Source organism: Corynebacterium sp. ZY180755, assembly GCF_054331495.1.
This window is the reverse complement of record NZ_CM135811.1, coordinates 64,472-81,407: the sequence shown is the minus strand read 5'-3', so window position 1 is coordinate 81,407 and position 16,936 is coordinate 64,472. Positions and strand designations below refer to the sequence as shown.

The window sequence follows — 16,936 nt, the reverse complement described above, 5'->3', positions numbered from 1 at the left end:
ATGAGCAACCAACTCACCGTGGGCATGTATGCCCACCACCAAGGTGCAGGCCACATTCAACGCTGCACAGAAATAGCGCATCACCTGGAAAAACGCGGCGCAAGGGTGACAATCTTAAGTTCTGCTGAGAAGGCGGACGTAATCCTACCGATGGACCTCCCGGAGGGGCCTGATCCTACCGCTCATGGAAGCATCCACTGGGCACCGCTCGGTGTGCAGGGGATGACTGATCGCATGGCAACCATCGCGGCGTGGGTGGCTGAGCACCGGCCCGCCGTATTCTATGTGGACTGTTCTGTGGAAGTAGCCCTGTTCGTTAGGTTATTGGGCGTGCCAGTGGTGACGATTGCCATGCCCGGTGAGCGCCCTGACCCGCCTCACCAGTTGGGGTATCAGCAGGCTAGCGCCTTGATTGCCGCATGGCCAGCGGTTGTCGATGTTCCGGCGCACCTTTCTCGTTGGCAGGACAAGCTGCACTGCGTAGGCGGCATTTCCAGATTCGCACAGGGAGGAACGTTGGAATGGAAACCTAAAGGCACAGCTACGCAAGTGTGCGAGCCTACCACCCGCCCACATGTTGTGGTGATGTCTGGTCGTGGCGGAACAAACCGTCTTCCCAACCGCGCGGACTGGTTGTACCTCGGTGGTGACAATCATGTTGATAATCCGTTGGACTATCTTGCTTCTGCCGATGTGATCGTCACGGCCTCTGGCCAGAATTCGATCGCGGACATTGCGTCAGTAAACAAGCCTGTCATTGTGATTCCGCAGGATCGCGCCTTTAACGAGCAGCATGCCACCGCGCGGGCCCTTCGCAACCTAGGTCTGGCGTGGGTGGTGGATGAGGAACTCAGCCAGGATCAATGGGATGAGGTAGTGGCTAAGGCAGCGACAATGAACCCAGACTGGTCCCAGTGGAACACCGCCCACGCCGCCGCCCGCGCGGCAGACGTTATCATCAACAATGCCCTTAACACGGCGTATTAAGAGGAGCACCCATGGCCATTGTTGTCACCCTCGCAAATTGTGCGCGCGCCAGCCGAGTCGAATCGCAGCATTCTTACCTTGATGGCACTGCCCACGGGCTAGTTGCATTAGATGCCAACGTGCCGGAGCTAGGTGGAGTCACACGCATCGCCACACTAGATGGGCTTCACCTAGCCCAAGCCCGAAACAAGGCTGGTGACTGGGCCGCAGCCCAAGCGGATAACACTGATGGCGTGATCATATTCTTGGATGCGGACTGCGTTCCCGCCCCAGATCTTGTTGACTCCTACGTCCTTGCTCTCACCCAATTCCCTCATTCGGTGGTAACAGGACCAGTGACCTACTTAAAGGAAAATCAGACCGCCCTGATTGATAATCCACATCCGGCTCGGCCGCTGCCCGCGCCTGGTGAGACACTTACTGGGCACTACGATGTGTTCTGGTCCCTCAACTTCGCCCTCACGGCACAGACGTGGCAACATATTCGCATCACGTTCGGTGGTTTTGATGAACGCTTAACCGGCTACGGTGGTGAGGACACGGACTTCTCATGGATGATGCGCAAGCATGGTATTGAACTGCGCTGGCTTGCGGGCGCCCACGCCTACCACCGCTGGCACCCAGTTTCCTCCCCGCCATGGGAACACCTGGAGGACATTGTAAAGAACGCCAACTACCTGCACACGAAGTGGGGCACGTGGCCTATGCACGGTTGGCTCGATGAGTTCGCGCGTGACGGTGCCATCACCATGGGGCCGAGCGGATGGGAGCTTAGCTAGATCCGCGCCATGCTCAGAGTTTCTCTTGCCAGCGCACCAACTCACGAACAGCTGACATACCAGTACGCAGTAACGCGCACGATGAAAGGCGGCTGCCATCCCAGACAGTTTTAATAGTCGGGTAAAGCAACACCCTGGCAGCCCCACTTGTTGCATTCAGGCCACTATTAAATAGCAGGTCAGAAGGTAACTGCGTTCCGCACTCACTTGCCGCCCTATAAGCTCGGTACCCCGAACGCAAGAAATCCCGCTCATCGTGATGATGAGCGGGATCTATGTGGTGCCCAGGGGGGGACTTGAACCCCCACGTCCTTGCGAACACTGGCACCTGAAGCCAGCGCGTCTGCCAATTCCGCCACCTGGGCAGGTGACGCAACACAACTTGTGTGTTCGACCAGATAAACATAGCACAGCCTACGCGGTATTGGTCAAATTAGCAGCACAGGGCCGTTTTGAGGGAAGAAATGCTGGAGATGCGAAGCTTGGAAATCACGATTTGGCAGTTTGAGCACCTATACTGTGAACACAAGTGTAACTATTGTGCAACGAATTACGTGAGTGCATGCTTTAAGTAATCCCACACGCTGGCGTATTTATTTCTTCCTAATTGTTGCGGAACATGTCGGTTTCGCGGAGAGTTTATAAGGATAAGTAATGCGGCGGTTGTGCCGAGTAAGGAGGTCGAGGTAACCATGGCTTCATTCATGGGAAAAATCGCAAAGTTGGACAGTGCTATGCAGCGTGGCCTGGACAATAGCTTCGCCTTCGTCTTTGGCGGTCGCGTAGTTCCGGCCGAGATTGAGGAGCTCCTCAAACAGGAAGCCGAAGATAACCTCGTTCGCACCTATGAGGGCGGTATTGAAGCGCCTAACGTGTTCCAAGTTCACGTATCCGCTAAAGATGCAGTCAATCTATCCACCAATCACCCAACATTGGCGGAAGATTTCGCTGATCAGCTCATGCGCTACGAGCGCAATCAGGGATGGAAGTGCGCTGGCCCAATGACCATCCGCATTGGCGTGGATGAATCCCTGCGCACCGGCCAGCTGCGGGCAAAGACGTCCTCAGATGCCAACGCCTCCGGCCGGTGCGGCTTTGTGGGCCTGAGCAAACTGGCCAAGGACTACCCTGAGTTGCGCGCGCAGCGTAAGCCGGCGCCAGCAGAATCACCCACCACTGAGGCACCGGCCTCCACTGAGGTGTTCGAGGCCTCGTCCGCACAGCCCGTTTCGGCCGAGTCCACGCCGGATGAGGCAGCGCCGGTGGCGTCGGTAAGCCTGCTTCTGCAGGATGGTTCTTCCCGCACGTTCAGAGTGGAAGAAGGCTCCAACATTATTGGCCGTTCCAATGACGTGGATTTCCGTCTGCCAGATACGGGTGTCTCCCGTGAGCATGCGGAGATCACCTTCAACGGCCAGGAGGCCATCTTGGTAGATTTGCAGTCCACTAACGGCACGTCGGTCAACGATATGCCTATTGATAACTGGCTTCTAGCTGATGGTGACGTTATCACTGTTGGTCACTCAAATATCGAAGTCCGAATTGTTCATCGGCCACAAGGCCAGGCATAGGAGGAAACACTATGGAATCCGCGCTGATGTTTGGCCTTCGTATCGCCATTTTGGTGCTGCTGTGGCTGTTCATTTTGTTCATCATGAATTCCATCCGCAAGGATGTGAAAACCGCTGCCGGTGGCAGTGCCCCACAGGGCGCGTTGGTAGAAACATACGTACCACCAGCCGCCAAAAAGGGCGGAGTACCGCAATCTATTGAGATCATTGATGGCCCCCTCACCGGTTCCCGTATGGAACTGGGCAATCTCACAGAGATTGTGATGGGGCGTGCCACAGACTGCACCTTCACGGTCGGCGATGATTACGCGTCCGGCAGGCACGCTCGCCTTCTCAGGCGTGGCAATGATTGGGTTGTGGAGGATCTGGATTCCCGCAACGGCACGTACGTATCTGGTTATCGTATCGACCAGCCGGAGAAAGTCTCCGCCGGTAGTGATATCAAGATTGGTCGCACAACGGTGAGGTTGGTTCCCTAAAGCATGATGAAACTCAATTTCACCACTGCATCAGATCAAGGCTGGGTACGCGGAAACAACGAAGATTCCGCGTACGCCGGCCCTCATCTTCTTGCACTGGCAGACGGCATGGGTGGTCACGCCGCGGGCGAGGTTGCCTCCCAGCTGATGATTCATCACCTGGCAAAGCTAGATGCCAATCCGGAAGATAATGACATGCTGGCGCTTCTCGCATCAGTTGCTGATGACGCTAACCGTGCCATTGCCCGCGGTGTTCGTGAGGTCCCTGAGACAGACGGCATGGGCACCACGCTGACCGCGTTGATGTTCAACGGCGAGGAATTTGGCATGTGCCACGTGGGTGACTCCCGCGCCTACCGCTTGCGCGACGGCAAGCTGGAGCAAATCACCGTTGATGACACCTACGTTCAGTCTTTGGTGGACAAGGGTGAACTAGCACCGGAAGATGTGAGCACGCACCCGCGGCGCTCCTTGATCTTGAAGGCCTACGCTGGCCGTCCGGTAGAGCCAACACTCAAGACTGTGGACGCCCGCGTGGGCGACCGCCTCCTGCTGTGTTCCGATGGCCTGTCCGATCCGGTAACTGCCACCACCATTGAAGACACCCTGCGCCAGGGCACCCCAGAAGATGCTGCTTTCCGACTCATCGAGCTCGCTCTGCGCTCAGGTGGCCCGGATAACGTCACGGTAGTCGTGGCTGATGTGGTGGAGGGATCCACACCAGACTCCACGTTGCCAACCGTAGGCATGACTGCTGGCGCTATTAACTCCTCAACACCGAAGCAGTCCTCACATCCCGACACCGCGGCAAGTCGCGCGGCGCGCGCTCTGCAGCAGCGCCAGCCCCAGACCATCCCGCCGAAGCCTTCGGCTTCGCAAGCGGCCGAGGCTGCGCCTGCTACTGCAGGCGAGGCGGCGTCGGAAAGCAGCACACTGGACACCGCCGAACCTGAGGGCCGCAGCAAGCGCACGTTCCTCATCCCGCTCATCGCGCTGGTGGCTGTTGTCCTCGTTGGGCTTGGCGGGCTGGCGTGGTTCACCAACTCGGTGGATGACACTTACTTTGTTGCTACTGATGGGGAGGAAATTGTCATCGAACAAGGCACCAACTCCACCATCCTGGGCAAGAGCATGCACCAGATCTACCAGCGTGCCTGCCTTGACCAGCAAGACAATCTCACCTTGGTGGCGCCCGATGACGCCAGTGACTGTCACCGTCTCCGCTTGCAGGATCTGAAGGAATCCACCCGCGGGCAGGTAGCCACCTTGCCGGAAGGGCCCTACGATGACGTGCTCAAGCAGGTACAGCGTCTTGCTGATGAAACCCTGCCTGTCTGCGTGACCCGGCAAGCGCGCGATACGAAGCCCTCCAAGGCTTCCTCTACTGCCACTACCTCTGCACGCCGCAGTGCTGAGAGCACTCCACAAACTTCGGAGAATAAAGCCCCCACTAGCGCGGTGTCTGTGACGCCAACACGCAGCCCTGGTGATCTTTCATCCCCAGGCACCAATTGCCGGGAGGTGTAAGAACCCATGTCTTTCTTCAAGAACTTGGCGGCACGCAGGACCGAGTTCGGCCTGCTGGTTTTCGCCACCATCATCATTGCCACCGCACTGGTGAGCCTGAACTTTGCTCAGGAGATCGCCATCAACGCCGCTACCGCGTGGGTCATCGGTGGCTTCATTGCCGTATTTACCATCGCCCACCTCGCTCTGTGCGCACTGGCGCCGCGGGCTGACCAAATCATGCTGCCCGTAGCAGCGCTGCTGAACGGCCTGGGCTTGGTGATGGTCTACCGCCTAGACTTGGCGGCCGAAACCTCCCTGGCATCGCGACAGGTGCTGTGGACGTTGCTGGCAGTGGTGCTCATGATCGTGGTTCTTGCCGTGATCCGTGATCACCGCGTACTCTCCCGCTACTCCTACGTTCTGGGTCTTCTGGGCCTCTTCTTGCTGGCCCTACCACTAGTGTGGCCATCTTCCATCAATGCTGACGCGCGCATTTGGATCACTATTGGCCCTCTCAGCCTGCAGCCGGGCGAGTTTGCCAAGGTACTCCTCCTGCTCTTCTTCGCCCAACTATTGGTGAACAAGCGCGCGCTGTTTAACGTGGCCGGCTACCGCATCCTGGGCATGGAATTCCCACGCCTGCGTGACCTTGGCCCAATCTTGGGCGTGTGGGCAGTGGCCATCCTCATCATGGCGGGCCAGAACGATTTTGGCCCGGCGCTGCTTCTCGTAGCCACGGTCTTTGGCATGCTCTACATCGCCACCTCCCGCGTTTCTTGGCTGCTAATCGGATTCGTTCTGGTGGTTGTTGGCGGCACCGGCTTGTACATGTTCTCTGACAAGATCCAAGCCCGCTTCAATAATTTCATGGATCCGTTGGCCCACTATGACACCACTGGTTTCCAGCTCTCCCAAGGCCTGTTCGGATTTAGCTCCGGCGGCATGACGGGTTCTGGCCTAGGCCAGGGACACCCATACCTGATTCCGCTGGCGCAGTCTGACTACATCTTGGCTGCCTTTGGCGAGGAACTAGGCTTTGTCACCATCGCAGCAATCCTGGTGCTGTTCGCTATCTTCGTATCCCGTGGCATGCGCACTGCGTTGCTGACGCGTGATTCCTACGGAAAGCTCGTGGCTGCCGGTTTGGCGCTGACCGTGGCTATCCAGGTGTTCGTGGTTACTGGTGGCGTGACCGCGCTGATCCCAATGACCGGACTCACCACCCCATTCATGTCCCAGGGTGGTTCCTCCCTGATGGCTAATTACATCCTGATGGCAATCATCTTGAGAATCTCCCACTCCGGAGCGGAGGCGAAGCGATGAACAAATCAATCCGTTTCACGGCCCTATTCGCACTCATCCTGAGCCTGGTACTGTTGGTCAACCTCACCATCATCCAAGCGTTCAGCGATGACAAGTACGCAGACAACCCAAACAACCGTCGTGCGTTCATCGAGGCCAAGACATCACCGCGTGGACAAATCTCCGCCGGCGGTCAGGTATTGGCGCAGTCCTACCAAGACGAGGACGGCTTTTTCCGGCGCGAATACGTGACCAACCCAGCGGCCTATGGCCCTGTGGAGGGTTATCTCTCCGACGTTTACGGCGCCGCAGGCGTCGAGGCGGGCATGAATGATGTGCTCACCGGCAACCAGGTGGGCGCCAAGCAGGTGTGGAAGCAGCTCATCTCCAATGAGAAGCAGGTGGGCAATGTTGAGCTCACCCTCATTCCTAGCGTGCAGGAGGTTGCCTACCAGCAACTGTCCGCCAACAACTACGAGGGCGCTGTTGTGGCGCTCCGCCCATCCACGGGCGAGGTGCTGGCCATGGCTTCCACCCCTTCCTACAACCCGGCGCGCATTGTAGACCCAGCCGGAGGCCAATCCGCGTGGGATGAGTACTCGAACAATCCCGCTAACCCGCTTCTGAACAAGGCAACCCAGGAGTCCCTGCCACCGGGATCCACCTTCAAGGTGGTTACTACTGCCGCTGCACTGAATAATGGCTACGGGCCAGGTTCTATGCTCACTGGCGCGCCAGAAATCACGTTGCCTGGTACTGACACCACGTTGGAGAACTACGCCGGAAGGCCATGTGCGGGCGGCGGACAGGTGACGCTGGCGACTGCCTTCGCGTTATCCTGTAACACCGCGTTCGTGGAGATGGGTATCGGCGCGGGCAGCGACGCGCTGCGTGATGCGGCGGATGCGTTTGGCATCTCATCCACCTACGATCTGGGCATCCCGATGGTGGGTGGTACGCTCGGTGAGATTAACGATGAGCCTGCCCTCGGCCAGTCCGCTATTGGTCAGCGTGACGTTGCCATGACGGTGTTGCACAACGCAGTCGTTGCAGCGACGGTAGCAAACAAGGGCAAGCGCATGGAGCCATACTTGGTTTCCAAGGTCACTGGCGATGACCTGTCCGTGATTTCTGAGCACAAGCCACGCCAGCTGAATGAGGCCCTGAGTGAGGATGTGGCAAATACCCTCACTGAGCTCATGCGCGGTTCTGAGCGCTCCACTTCTGGCTACGCTGGCCAAGATATTGCGTCTAAGACGGGTACAGCCGAACATGGCGAGGACTCCGGTTCCTCCGATCCCCACACGTGGTACATCGCTTTTGGTCCCTCTGCTGACGCGGATGTTGCCGTGGCGGTTCTGGTGAAAAATGGTGGCAACATGGGCCCTAGCGCGACCGGCGGTACCGTTGCTGCGCCTATTGGCCGCGCGGTGATTGCTGCCGCGCAGCAAGCACTAGCGCAGCGAGAACTAGACAACGGAGGCGAGTAAAGTGTCCTCCATTTCTGAATCCCAAGCAGAACTTCAAGAGCTCATTGGTGATGATTACACCCTCCAGTGGGTTGTGGGCCACGGTGGCATGTCCACCGTGTGGCTAGCGGATGACAACCTCCACCAGCGGGAGGTGGCGATCAAGGTTCTGCGACCGGAGTTCTCCGATAATGATGAATTCCTGTCAAGGTTCCGCAATGAGGCCTTGGCCAGTGAAAAAATCGAGTCCGAGAACGTGGTAGCCACCTATGACTACCGCGAGATCAACCACCATGGCCGAACTCTCTGCTTCATCGTGATGGAGTACGTGCGTGGCGAGTCCCTCGCTGACCTGTTGGCGCGCAAGAAGTCTCTCCCGGAAGAGCTGGCTTTGGACGTTTTGGAACAGGCCGCGCACGGGTTGTCCGTGATCCATCGCATGGGCATGGTGCATCGTGATATCAAGCCGGGCAACCTCATGGTCACCCAGGTAGGCCAAGTCAAGATCACAGACTTCGGCATTGCTAAGGCCGCGGCCGCCGTGCCGCTCACCCGCACCGGCATGGTGGTGGGCACTGCCCAGTACGTATCACCTGAGCAGGCCCAGGGCCATGACGTGCTTCCCAGCTCAGACGTGTACTCCCTTGGAGTGGTCGGCTATGAAATGCTCGCGGGCGAGCGCCCCTTCGTGGGCGATTCCTCCGTGAGCGTAGCTATCGCCCACATCAACCAAGCCCCACCGGCCCTTCCCACCACCATTTCCGCGCCAGCCCGCGAGCTCATTGGCATTGCCCTGCGCAAAGAAGCCGACGCGCGCTACGCCGATGGTAACGAGCTAGCCTTAGCCGTGCACGCGGCCCGCATGGGCAAGCGCCCACCGCAGCCTAAGTCCGCGCCGCTCAATCGGATCGCCCCGCAGCCCTCACCTACGGCCTCCACGCATGCACTCGGACAGGTGGCACAGCCCACCACCGTTGTTCCTGCATCCGCATACACCTCCGGCCACGTGCCGCGGGCACAAGCACCGCACGCGGCACCGGCACCTGGTGCGGTGCCTAGCCCTGCGCCGCAGCGTCGACAAGCACCCCAAAAGAAGAAGGGCGGGGCTGGCCTTGCCACCGGTTTCGGCTTGGCGTTGCTGACCGCCGCGGCGGTCGGTGCCGTTGTTTTCGGTTTCTCCCAAGGCTGGTTCGGTTCCGGCAATTCAGAAGACACCGTGCCGCCCACTCCGGAGACCGTCACGATAACGGAGGAAAATACTCCCGAGCAGGTAACTCCCGCACCGGCACCGGAACCGGTAACACCTACGCAGCAGGAACAACCGACCACTGATGCAACGCAGTCCGCTACCCCTACGATGGATCTCCCATCAGGGCCGGATAACCCAAATGAGGCCGAAACTGTTACCTTAGACCCAGAAAATACTGACCCAGCTACCCCACCAGTACCGGGCAATGAGCCAGGAAATACGGGGCAGCAGGGGCAAGGAAGCCCCCTTCCAACAAATGTTCCAGACGAGATCCAAAGCTTAGTGGAGGACGTTGAGGACAACATACAAAACAATGCGCAAGCAGAAGGAGTCCAGCAGTGAGTGAGCGTATAGCGAACCGTTACGAGCTCGGCGAGCTCATCGGCACTGGCGGTATGTCTGAGGTATACGCCGCGACCGATACTCTGCTGGGACGTGAAGTAGCCATCAAGATGCTGCGCCCCGATTTGGCTCGCGACGTAAGCTTCCGTGAGCGATTCCGTAAGGAAGCCCAGAACTCCTCTCGCTTGAACCACCCAGCGATCGTGGCCGTCTATGACACTGGTGAATACGAGCGCGATGGCGTGGGAACTCCCTACATTGTGATGGAACTGGTGCACGGCCGCACCATCCGGGACGTCATCCGCGAAGATGGCCCGATGACACCCACGAACGCCGCAAAGGTACTGGGCCCAGTGTGCGGGGCGCTGCAAGCTAGCCATGAGGCTGACATCATCCACCGCGATATCAAGCCAGCAAACATCATGATCACCAACACTGGCTCCGTCAAGATCATGGACTTCGGCATCGCGCAGGCACTCAACGACGCCACATCCGCCATGACCCAGACCTCCGCAGTGATCGGCACGGCGCAGTACCTCTCACCTGAGCAGGCTCGCGGAAAGAAATTGGATGGCCGCTCCGATCTCTACGCACTGGGTTGCGTCATGTACGAAATGGTCACGGGCAAGCCACCATTTGAAGGTGACTCACCGTTCTCCGTGGCGTACCAACACGTGCAGGAGGACCCAACGCCGCCGAGCGAGTACGTCAAGGATCTTTCCCCAACCGCCGCACTCAACCTAGACGCGGTGATTTTGTCCGCTATGGCTAAGCATCCAGGCGACCGTTACCAGTCAGCCCAGGAAATGGCCGAGGATTTGGCGCGCCTTGAACGTGGCTCCGTCACTCATGCAGCACGCCACCACGTGGAGCCTGAGCACCACGAGGATCAGGCGCCTTCCGACGACAACCAGACCATGGTTGCACCGGCTATCGCTGCCGGCACCGTGGCCGCGGCCACCGCCGTTCCGGTTGCTGCCGCAACCGATGCTCCAGAACCGGTGGAGGAATACCCAGAGGACGAAGATGACTGGGAGTACGAAGAGTACGAGGAAGAAGAAAAAAGCAACGGCTTGTTCAAGGCTCTGGCCACGCTTGCGTCTGTCGTCATTCTGGGTGTCGGTGCAATCTTTGCCTATGACTACTTCATTAATGACGGTAACGATTCCAGCGCAACGCTGGTCCAGATCCCAGAGTTGAACAACAAACCACAAACCGAAGCCGTCTCTGAACTCGAGCGCCTTGGCTTGCAGGTCACCGTCAACTCTGAGCCAAACCCTGACATCCCTCGTGGTGTTGTCATCCGCACCAACCCAGCCACCGGCTCCGCCGTGCCTGGCGGATCCACGGTTACTGTGACTGTATCCTCCGGCAAGGAGATCACCGAAGTTCCTGACGTTCGTGACATGACCATTGCTGATGCTCAGAAGGCGCTTGAGAAAGCTGGCCTTGAGCTGGACTCTACCGTCCGTGAAGAGCCTTCCGACGACGTCAAGGAAGGCTCCGTGATGGATCAATCCCCAGCCGCAGGCGCCCAGGTGTCCAAGGGTTCCCGCATCACCATCACCGTCTCCACCGGTGTTGAGAAGGAAACCGTTCCTAACCTGTCCGGCATGCGTCGGGAGCAGGCTGAATCGCTGCTCACCTCCCTTGGATTCAAGGTACAGGTGAACATGGTTGATTCTAAGGAGCCAGAAGGAACCGTCCTTTCCGCTTCCGGCGAAGGCCAAGAGGTAAGGAAGGACTCACCAGTCACGCTTGAGGTATCCAACGGTATGCTCTTTGCTGTGCCAACTATCGTGCGGCAGTCCCGCACCCAGGCGCTCGCCACCCTGCGCAGGGCTGGATGGGAAGGCACGGATGATCAACTCAAGATCGGTGAACCAATCACCACGCCACTTCCTACTGACGCCAACCTCATCGGCTTCCAGGAGCCAACTGGTGGCGCGGAGTTGCGCAAGGACGCGGACATCACTGTTCGCCTCTGGCAGATCAACCCCGGTGAGACGGCAAGTGACGCCGTGAATAACGTTGTGGATGCCATCCGCGACGCAGCCCGTAACTAGGGAACAGACTTTAATGAAATCTTGTCGTTACTGGTATATTGCCTAGAAACGACCTAACTAAAACTCAAGGGGACGTAACTCATGCCAAAAGCAAAGATCTCGTCGAACAATACGTCGCAGGTTCCTAGATCTTCAAGCAACCGCACCCCGGTAAAGATCAACTCTTCCGGCACCCCAATGTGGTACAAGGTCATCATGTTCGGCCTCATGCTCATTGGCCTCGCATGGCTGGTTGTGAACTACCTAGCAGGTCAGGACATTGCTCTGATGACTGAGCTGGGCCCATGGAACTACGCCATCGGCTTCGGTCTCTTCATCGTAGGTCTACTCATGACCATGGGTTGGCGTTAAAGTAACGTTGCGTTACTTAAAGCACCATTCACTCTGTGGATGGTGCATTTTTTATGCCCTTCTTCGGCCCAATGGACACCATATGGGGTTTTCCTGAACGCCAGGTCAACTTGTCCACCGGTGTGAACAACAGTTGTCCACCGCCTGTGGATAACTGTGTATTTAACCCACATAGCAGGCTTGTCCACAGTCTTTTACACAGCCTGTGGATAACTTTATTCACCTTATCCCCACCTGCGCTTTTGTTCGAAAAGTGCCTGTGTAAATTTATTTGACCTGCGGTTTTCGAAAACGAAATAGATCATCGAAATTCGAACAACACACATGTAATTATCCACAATGTGGATAACTTCTGTGAAAAACCACCGATCTGTGCACAATTCCCAGTTCGGGGGTCAAGTCCTGGGTAGTGGTGTATCTGTATTTCGAATCTGGGGTTAGTTTCATGGCGGTGGTTTAGGGGCCGTCTCGGGGATGGGGGGTGAGGGTATTCACGCGGCGTTTTCCTGGTTGTTGTCGCGGTCCTCGTCGATGACCCCAGCGGCGATGATCTCTTTGGTCTGTGTCAGGCTGGCCAGTGACATATAACGTTTCTGTTGGATCCAGTCATCGTGCTGTTCGGCCAAAACCGCCCCAACAAGGCGCACTACAGCGTCTCGGTTTGGGAAGATTCCTACGACATCGCTACGCCGGCGGATCTCTCTATTGAGCCGTTCAGTGGGGTTATTTGACCAGATTTTGCTCCACACCGCTTTCGGCGCAGCGGTAAACGCCAACAGCTCGTCGAGACACTCCTCGAGGTAGTCTGCCACGTTCGGGAACTTGTGCTGGCAGAACTCCACCACATCCCTGGCCTGGACCCACACGTTGGTGGCATCGGGTTGCTGGAAGATCGTGTGAAACATTGCTGATAGGGTCGGCCACTGGGTCTTCGGTACCTGGGCTGATAGGTTCTTCGCGAAGTGGGTGCGGCACCGCTGCCAACTAGCCTGCGGCAGGCAATCACCCACGGCTGCTTGAATACCAAGATGGGCATCGCTGGTGACCAGGAATACCCCGGTGAGGCCACGGGCGATGAGGTCGCGGAAGAAACCCGTCCACGACGCGGTAGATTCCGCTGTAGCAACCTGCATGCCAAGCAGTTCGCGGTAGCCGTCAGCGTTGACACCTGTGGCCAGTAGCACGCTGGCTTTGACGACTCGGCCGCCTTCCCGCACTTTCATCGTCAACGCGTCACAGGAGAGGTAGTAATACGGGCCCTGGTCCAATGGTCTGGTACGGAATTGTTCGACCATCGTGTCAAGCTCTTTGGCCATCTCGCTGACCTGTGATTTCGATAGGTTGTTGATACCGAGTGTGGCGACTAGGTCGTTCATCCTGCGGGTGGAGACCCCCTTGAGGTAGCAGGTGGCGATAACTGTGGTCAGGGCGCGTTCGGTGCGGCTGCGGCGCTCTAGCAGCCAGTCGGGGAAAAATGAGCCGGTGCGTAGCTTCGGGATTGCCACATCAATACTGCCGACGCGGGTATCTAGCTGTCGGTGACGGTAACCATTGCGGGTGTTTGTACGATCCGGCGACACTGTTGCATAATCTGCCCCGCAGACGGTGTCTGCCTGGGCGGAGAGAATCTGGTTGATGAAGTCAGTGAGCATTTGGCGCATCAGGTCTGGGGATGCTTGAGTCAGTAGCTCTTCGACATACGCGGTCGGATCGATATGATTGGGGTCAGCGGCCATCGCAGGGTACTTCCTTTCGAGGATAGGTAAGAGTTGATTCGAAAGGTACCCGCGATGGTCGCCTCATTGTGCACCGGCACAAGGCCTACCGCGGGCTACAGATACACCACGCTAGCGGACGCAACCAGTTCGGGTGTGAAAATTGTGAAAACTTACACTTCAAATGCATCCACAAGACCCGCAAAATACAAGCCCTTGAGCATGATGAGGAGCCAACTGAAAGCAAAAATCACAACAATCCACACCAATCGGATGGCGTAACCCAACATGGCGGGTTTGCCGCTGTGGATAAAAACTGCTGGCGACATAGCAAGACCCGCCACGAGACCACCCACGTGACCCCACAGCGATACGCCTGGGGTAATGAACGTGAACCCTAAGTTCACAAGAAGCAGCACTATTGGGGCTCGAAGATCCGTTTTCCGCTTTATCGCAATAGCGATGAGGACGGTCATGAGTGCGTATAACGCGCCAGATGCACCGGCGGTAGGCGTGGCATAGTCGAACCACACCACAGCGGCTGCAGCCCCAACACCGCCAGCGAGGAACACCCACGCATAGGTAAGACCACCAAAGTAACGCTCCACTTCCCTACCAATGAAAATGAGCATGAACAGGTTCACCGCGAGGTGGCTGATGCTGACATGGAGAAACATTGAGCCCACAACGTGAGAGATGCCTTCAGGGAGCAGCGTCGCTACTGGTCCGTACAGGATGAGGTAGTCACCAAAGCGCGAATCCGTGAGCGGTTGGGTAATAGAGTGCGACTGCACAGCAGTGATGAGGAATATTACGGTCATCACTATGCCCAGCGCCGTCGTGACTGGTGCTTGGTTGAGGTAGTTTCTTGCGACCGAATTACTTCTCACATCGCCCATTATGAACGACAAAAACGCCCCTGCCAGACGACAGGGGCGTAGAAGCTAGGAAAAAGTTAGGTTTCTTTTTCTAACTCCCTCGCAGCAACAGAAGCGTTGCGGCGATGGTCTTACTTCTTGATCTCGATGGACTCGATAACAACTGGCTCAGTTGGGCGGTCCATGCGGTCAGTGGCGGTGGTTGCGATGGACGCAACGACCTTCTGAGACTCCGCATCAGTAACCTCACCGAAGATGGTGTGAGCGTTGTTCAGGTGTGGGGTTGGAGCCACGGTGATGAAGAACTGGGAACCATTGGTACCAGGGCCCGCATTAGCCATAGCTAGGAGGAATGGGCGATCGAAGCGGAGCTCTGGGTGGAACTCATCCTCGAACTGGTAGCCAGGGCCGCCACGGCCGGTGCCGGTTGGGTCGCCGCCCTGAATCATGAAGCCGTTGATGACGCGGTGGAAGATCGCACCGTCGTAGAAAGGGCCCTCAGTGGTGCCAGAAGCGTTCTCGGTCTTGTAGTCAGCGGTACCGTCAGCCAAAGTGATGAAGTTCTCTACTGTCTTTGGAGCGTGGTTGCCAAAGAGCTCGATCTCAATGTCACCGTGGTTGGTGTGCATGATTGCAGTTGCAGTCTTGAAACTCATGAAGCCCATTCTAGGCAAGGAAATTGATTTCTCGCTACGCTAGGTAGTTAAGACGCTACGTCCGCCTACCCATTTATGGCTGGTAGCGAAGCAAAGTGTTAATTAGGAAAGTAGGAACCAACATGGATTCTCGTAGCATCAAGCAGGCCATCACGGTTGCTAAGCGCGCGTACGATACCTTCTCTGAGTACCAAGATCGCAAGGCACGCGAGGCATACGATTCACTGCTCAACGCTGCTGATTCTTACGACGATGTAGCCGATAACGTTGCCGCCAAGCTCAACGAGGGTAAGAAGCAGGCAACCACTCTTACTGAGCAGGCTCGTAAGCGCACGCAGGCCGCCATTGCTGAGGCACAGGCCAAGAAGGACGCCTTGGCTAAGGACGGTAAGGCCCTAGCTAAGTCCACCAAGAAGGATCTAGCTAAGACCAAGAAGCAGGGCGTAAAGAAGGCTGAGAAGTACCGCAAGCAGATTGCTAAGCCAAAGGTAACCTTCGGTCAGCGTGTTGCACGCGCTGGCCTCCTAAGCGTCGTCCTCGCCGCTATTGCTGGCGTCGTTTACCTGGTTGTTGACGGCAAGAAGAAGGCTCCTGCAGACACCCAACCACCAAAGGCATCTGACATTGCTGCTGAGGCAAAGGCCGCCGCCAATAACCCAGCATCTGTCCCAACCCCCAATGACGTAGCTGCCGGCGCTGCCGCTGGAGCTGCATCTGCAGAAGCCGCTGCAGCTGCCGAAGAGCCAACCTTGGTCTACTCCACCGAGACCCCTTCCAGCGACCACGTTGCGTCCCCTGAAGAGGGCGCTGCTGAGCGCGACGAGGAGCTGTTGGGTTCCATCGACGAGCAGATGGCTAAGCACCGTCTGATCACCGATGAGGACGAGGCTGAGGAAGAAGCAGAGAAGTAATTTTCTACCTCTTTTAAGGGCGACCCCGCTGTGCGGGGTCGCCCTTTTTTAGTGGGCGGCCTGAACCTCGTCGTAAAGAATGCGAGCAGAAACCGGTGCAAATCCGCGCGCATCCACACCCACGTGCACAAAATGACCATCCCCCACATCAAACTGGTGGGTATGCCCGTGGATCACTGGAAGATCCGTCACGGGCCTCAAGTGTTGGAAGCGTTCCTCATCCGTCTGCGAGTCACCAAACGGCGGGTAGTGGCACAACAACACCTGCAAGCTATCTTCACCCACCGCGGCGCCGAGGTCGAAGTACATCTGCTCATCCAAAATCTCAAAACCTGCCTTCTCATACACCGGCCAGAAACGACTGCGGTATTTCTCTGGCGCAACGAGGCTCACGCGGTCGTGGTTGCCAGGGATCAGGTACTTCTTGCCTAGCAGGGAGGCAGCCACCTTCATGCTGCTCTCGAAATCACCGAGTGCGAGATCACCAAGGTGGTAGATGACGTCGTCAGGCTTCACAACCTCGCACCACTTCTCGCGCAAATGCTCATTCATCTGCTCAACCGAATCAAAAGGCCGATTGCAGTATTTGATGATGTTGGCATGGCCGAAGTGGTGATCAGAGGTAAAGAAGATGGTCATTCCCCCAGCCTAAGATCTGCTGTGGAATAAATA

15 protein-coding genes and 1 tRNA gene are annotated in these 16,936 nt (G+C 57.3%); 11 read left to right on the top strand and 5 right to left on the bottom strand.

Going from position 1 to position 16,936, the window contains the following annotated elements; genetic code table 11:
* Window positions 1–987, top strand: a complete 987-nt coding sequence (locus tag ACXM2N_RS00370) for a glycosyltransferase (RefSeq protein ID WP_458488948.1) — start codon at window positions 1–3, stop codon at window positions 985–987.
* An 11-nt stretch (window positions 988–998) separates the two neighbouring features.
* Window positions 999–1,766: a glycosyltransferase family 2 protein gene (locus ACXM2N_RS00365; RefSeq protein WP_458488946.1), complete on the top strand. Its 768-nt coding sequence runs from the start codon at window positions 999–1,001 to the stop codon at window positions 1,764–1,766.
* A gap of 278 nt (window positions 1,767–2,044) precedes the next feature.
* Here the strand turns inward: ACXM2N_RS00365 and ACXM2N_RS00360 are convergent.
* A tRNA-Leu gene (locus tag ACXM2N_RS00360) sits at window positions 2,045–2,131 on the bottom strand.
* Window positions 2,132–2,458: 327 nt separating this feature from the next.
* Here ACXM2N_RS00360 and ACXM2N_RS00355 point away from each other — a divergent pair.
* The 8 genes from ACXM2N_RS00355 (at window position 2,459) to crgA (ending at window position 12,104) form a co-directional block, all read left to right on the top strand.
* Entirely contained in the window at window positions 2,459–3,337 is an 879-nt protein-coding gene (locus tag ACXM2N_RS00355; RefSeq protein WP_458488944.1) for a DUF3662 and FHA domain-containing protein, read from the top strand.
* A gap of 11 nt (window positions 3,338–3,348) precedes the next feature.
* Entirely contained in the window at window positions 3,349–3,816 is a 468-nt protein-coding gene (locus ACXM2N_RS00350) for an FHA domain-containing protein FhaB/FipA (RefSeq protein ID WP_458488942.1), read from the top strand.
* Between the two features lie 3 nt (window positions 3,817–3,819).
* Window positions 3,820–5,343 (top strand): protein phosphatase 2C domain-containing protein, encoded by a 1,524-nt coding sequence (locus ACXM2N_RS00345; RefSeq protein ID WP_458488940.1) that lies wholly within the window; start codon window positions 3,820–3,822, stop codon window positions 5,341–5,343.
* 6 nt (window positions 5,344–5,349) lie between these two features.
* Window positions 5,350–6,648, top strand: a complete 1,299-nt coding sequence (locus tag ACXM2N_RS00340) for an FtsW/RodA/SpoVE family cell cycle protein (protein WP_458488938.1) — start codon at window positions 5,350–5,352, stop codon at window positions 6,646–6,648.
* The gene (locus tag ACXM2N_RS00335) at window positions 6,645–8,117 is read left to right on the top strand and encodes a penicillin-binding transpeptidase domain-containing protein (protein ID WP_458488936.1); all 1,473 of its coding nucleotides are present in this window, start codon (window positions 6,645–6,647) and stop codon (window positions 8,115–8,117) included. The genes ACXM2N_RS00340 and ACXM2N_RS00335 overlap by 4 nt, the downstream gene beginning before the upstream one ends.
* Window positions 8,118–8,127: 10 nt before the next feature.
* Window positions 8,128–9,687: a protein kinase domain-containing protein gene (locus tag ACXM2N_RS00330; RefSeq protein ID WP_458491162.1), complete on the top strand. Its 1,560-nt coding sequence runs from the start codon at window positions 8,128–8,130 to the stop codon at window positions 9,685–9,687.
* A complete protein-coding gene (gene pknB, locus ACXM2N_RS00325) occupies window positions 9,684–11,753 on the top strand; it encodes a Stk1 family PASTA domain-containing Ser/Thr kinase (protein WP_458488934.1) in 2,070 nt (689 codons plus the stop codon). Before ACXM2N_RS00330 ends, pknB begins: the two co-directional genes overlap by 4 nt.
* A gap of 81 nt (window positions 11,754–11,834) precedes the next feature.
* Window positions 11,835–12,104 carry a cell division protein CrgA gene (crgA, locus tag ACXM2N_RS00320; RefSeq protein WP_458488932.1) on the top strand — a complete coding sequence of 90 codons (270 nt, stop codon included), beginning with the start codon at window positions 11,835–11,837 and terminating at the stop codon, window positions 12,102–12,104.
* A 491-nt stretch (window positions 12,105–12,595) separates the two neighbouring features.
* On the opposite strand, the gene ACXM2N_RS00315 is transcribed toward crgA, so the two are convergent.
* The 3 genes from ACXM2N_RS00315 to ACXM2N_RS00305 all read right to left on the bottom strand — a co-directional run bounded on the left by ACXM2N_RS00315 (window position 12,596) and on the right by ACXM2N_RS00305 (window position 15,353).
* Complete coding sequence (locus tag ACXM2N_RS00315) at window positions 12,596–13,840, bottom strand: IS256 family transposase (protein ID WP_458488930.1); 1,245 nt, start codon at window positions 13,838–13,840, stop codon at window positions 12,596–12,598.
* Between the two features lie 152 nt (window positions 13,841–13,992).
* A complete protein-coding gene (locus ACXM2N_RS00310; RefSeq protein WP_458488928.1) occupies window positions 13,993–14,709 on the bottom strand; it encodes a rhomboid family intramembrane serine protease in 717 nt (238 codons plus the stop codon).
* Between the two features lie 119 nt (window positions 14,710–14,828).
* Window positions 14,829–15,353 (bottom strand): peptidylprolyl isomerase, encoded by a 525-nt coding sequence (locus ACXM2N_RS00305; protein WP_458488926.1) that lies wholly within the window; start codon window positions 15,351–15,353, stop codon window positions 14,829–14,831.
* Window positions 15,354–15,475: 122 nt separating this feature from the next.
* Here ACXM2N_RS00305 and ACXM2N_RS00300 point away from each other — a divergent pair, with 122 nt between their 5' ends.
* Entirely contained in the window at window positions 15,476–16,264 is a 789-nt protein-coding gene (locus ACXM2N_RS00300; RefSeq protein WP_458488924.1) for a hypothetical protein, read from the top strand.
* A 48-nt stretch (window positions 16,265–16,312) separates the two neighbouring features.
* On the opposite strand, the gene ACXM2N_RS00295 is transcribed toward ACXM2N_RS00300, so the two are convergent.
* The gene (locus ACXM2N_RS00295) at window positions 16,313–16,903 is read right to left on the bottom strand and encodes a metallophosphoesterase (RefSeq protein ID WP_458488922.1); all 591 of its coding nucleotides are present in this window, start codon (window positions 16,901–16,903) and stop codon (window positions 16,313–16,315) included.
* Window positions 16,904–16,936: the final 33 nt, after the last annotated feature.

What these genes read in the sequence shown, in the direction of transcription:
- ACXM2N_RS00350 (WP_458488942.1), top strand. Translation starts at nt 3,349, where the DNA reads ATGGAATCCGCGCTGATGTTTGGCCTTCGTATCGCCATTTTGGTGCTG.
- crgA (WP_458488932.1), top strand. Translation starts at nt 11,835, where the DNA reads ATGCCAAAAGCAAAGATCTCGTCGAACAATACGTCGCAGGTTCCTAGA.
- ACXM2N_RS00295 (WP_458488922.1), bottom strand. Translation starts at nt 16,903, where the DNA reads ATGACCATCTTCTTTACCTCTGATCACCACTTCGGCCATGCCAACATC.
- ACXM2N_RS00315 (WP_458488930.1), bottom strand. Translation starts at nt 13,840, where the DNA reads ATGGCCGCTGACCCCAATCATATCGATCCGACCGCGTATGTCGAAGAG.
- ACXM2N_RS00370 (WP_458488948.1), top strand. Translation starts at nt 1, where the DNA reads ATGAGCAACCAACTCACCGTGGGCATGTATGCCCACCACCAAGGTGCA.
- ACXM2N_RS00340 (WP_458488938.1), top strand. Translation starts at nt 5,350, where the DNA reads ATGTCTTTCTTCAAGAACTTGGCGGCACGCAGGACCGAGTTCGGCCTG.
- ACXM2N_RS00305 (WP_458488926.1), bottom strand. Translation starts at nt 15,353, where the DNA reads ATGAGTTTCAAGACTGCAACTGCAATCATGCACACCAACCACGGTGAC.
- ACXM2N_RS00365 (WP_458488946.1), top strand. Translation starts at nt 999, where the DNA reads ATGGCCATTGTTGTCACCCTCGCAAATTGTGCGCGCGCCAGCCGAGTC.
- ACXM2N_RS00335 (WP_458488936.1), top strand. Translation starts at nt 6,645, where the DNA reads ATGAACAAATCAATCCGTTTCACGGCCCTATTCGCACTCATCCTGAGC.
- ACXM2N_RS00345 (WP_458488940.1), top strand. Translation starts at nt 3,820, where the DNA reads ATGATGAAACTCAATTTCACCACTGCATCAGATCAAGGCTGGGTACGC.
- ACXM2N_RS00300 (WP_458488924.1), top strand. Translation starts at nt 15,476, where the DNA reads ATGGATTCTCGTAGCATCAAGCAGGCCATCACGGTTGCTAAGCGCGCG.
- ACXM2N_RS00355 (WP_458488944.1), top strand. Translation starts at nt 2,459, where the DNA reads ATGGCTTCATTCATGGGAAAAATCGCAAAGTTGGACAGTGCTATGCAG.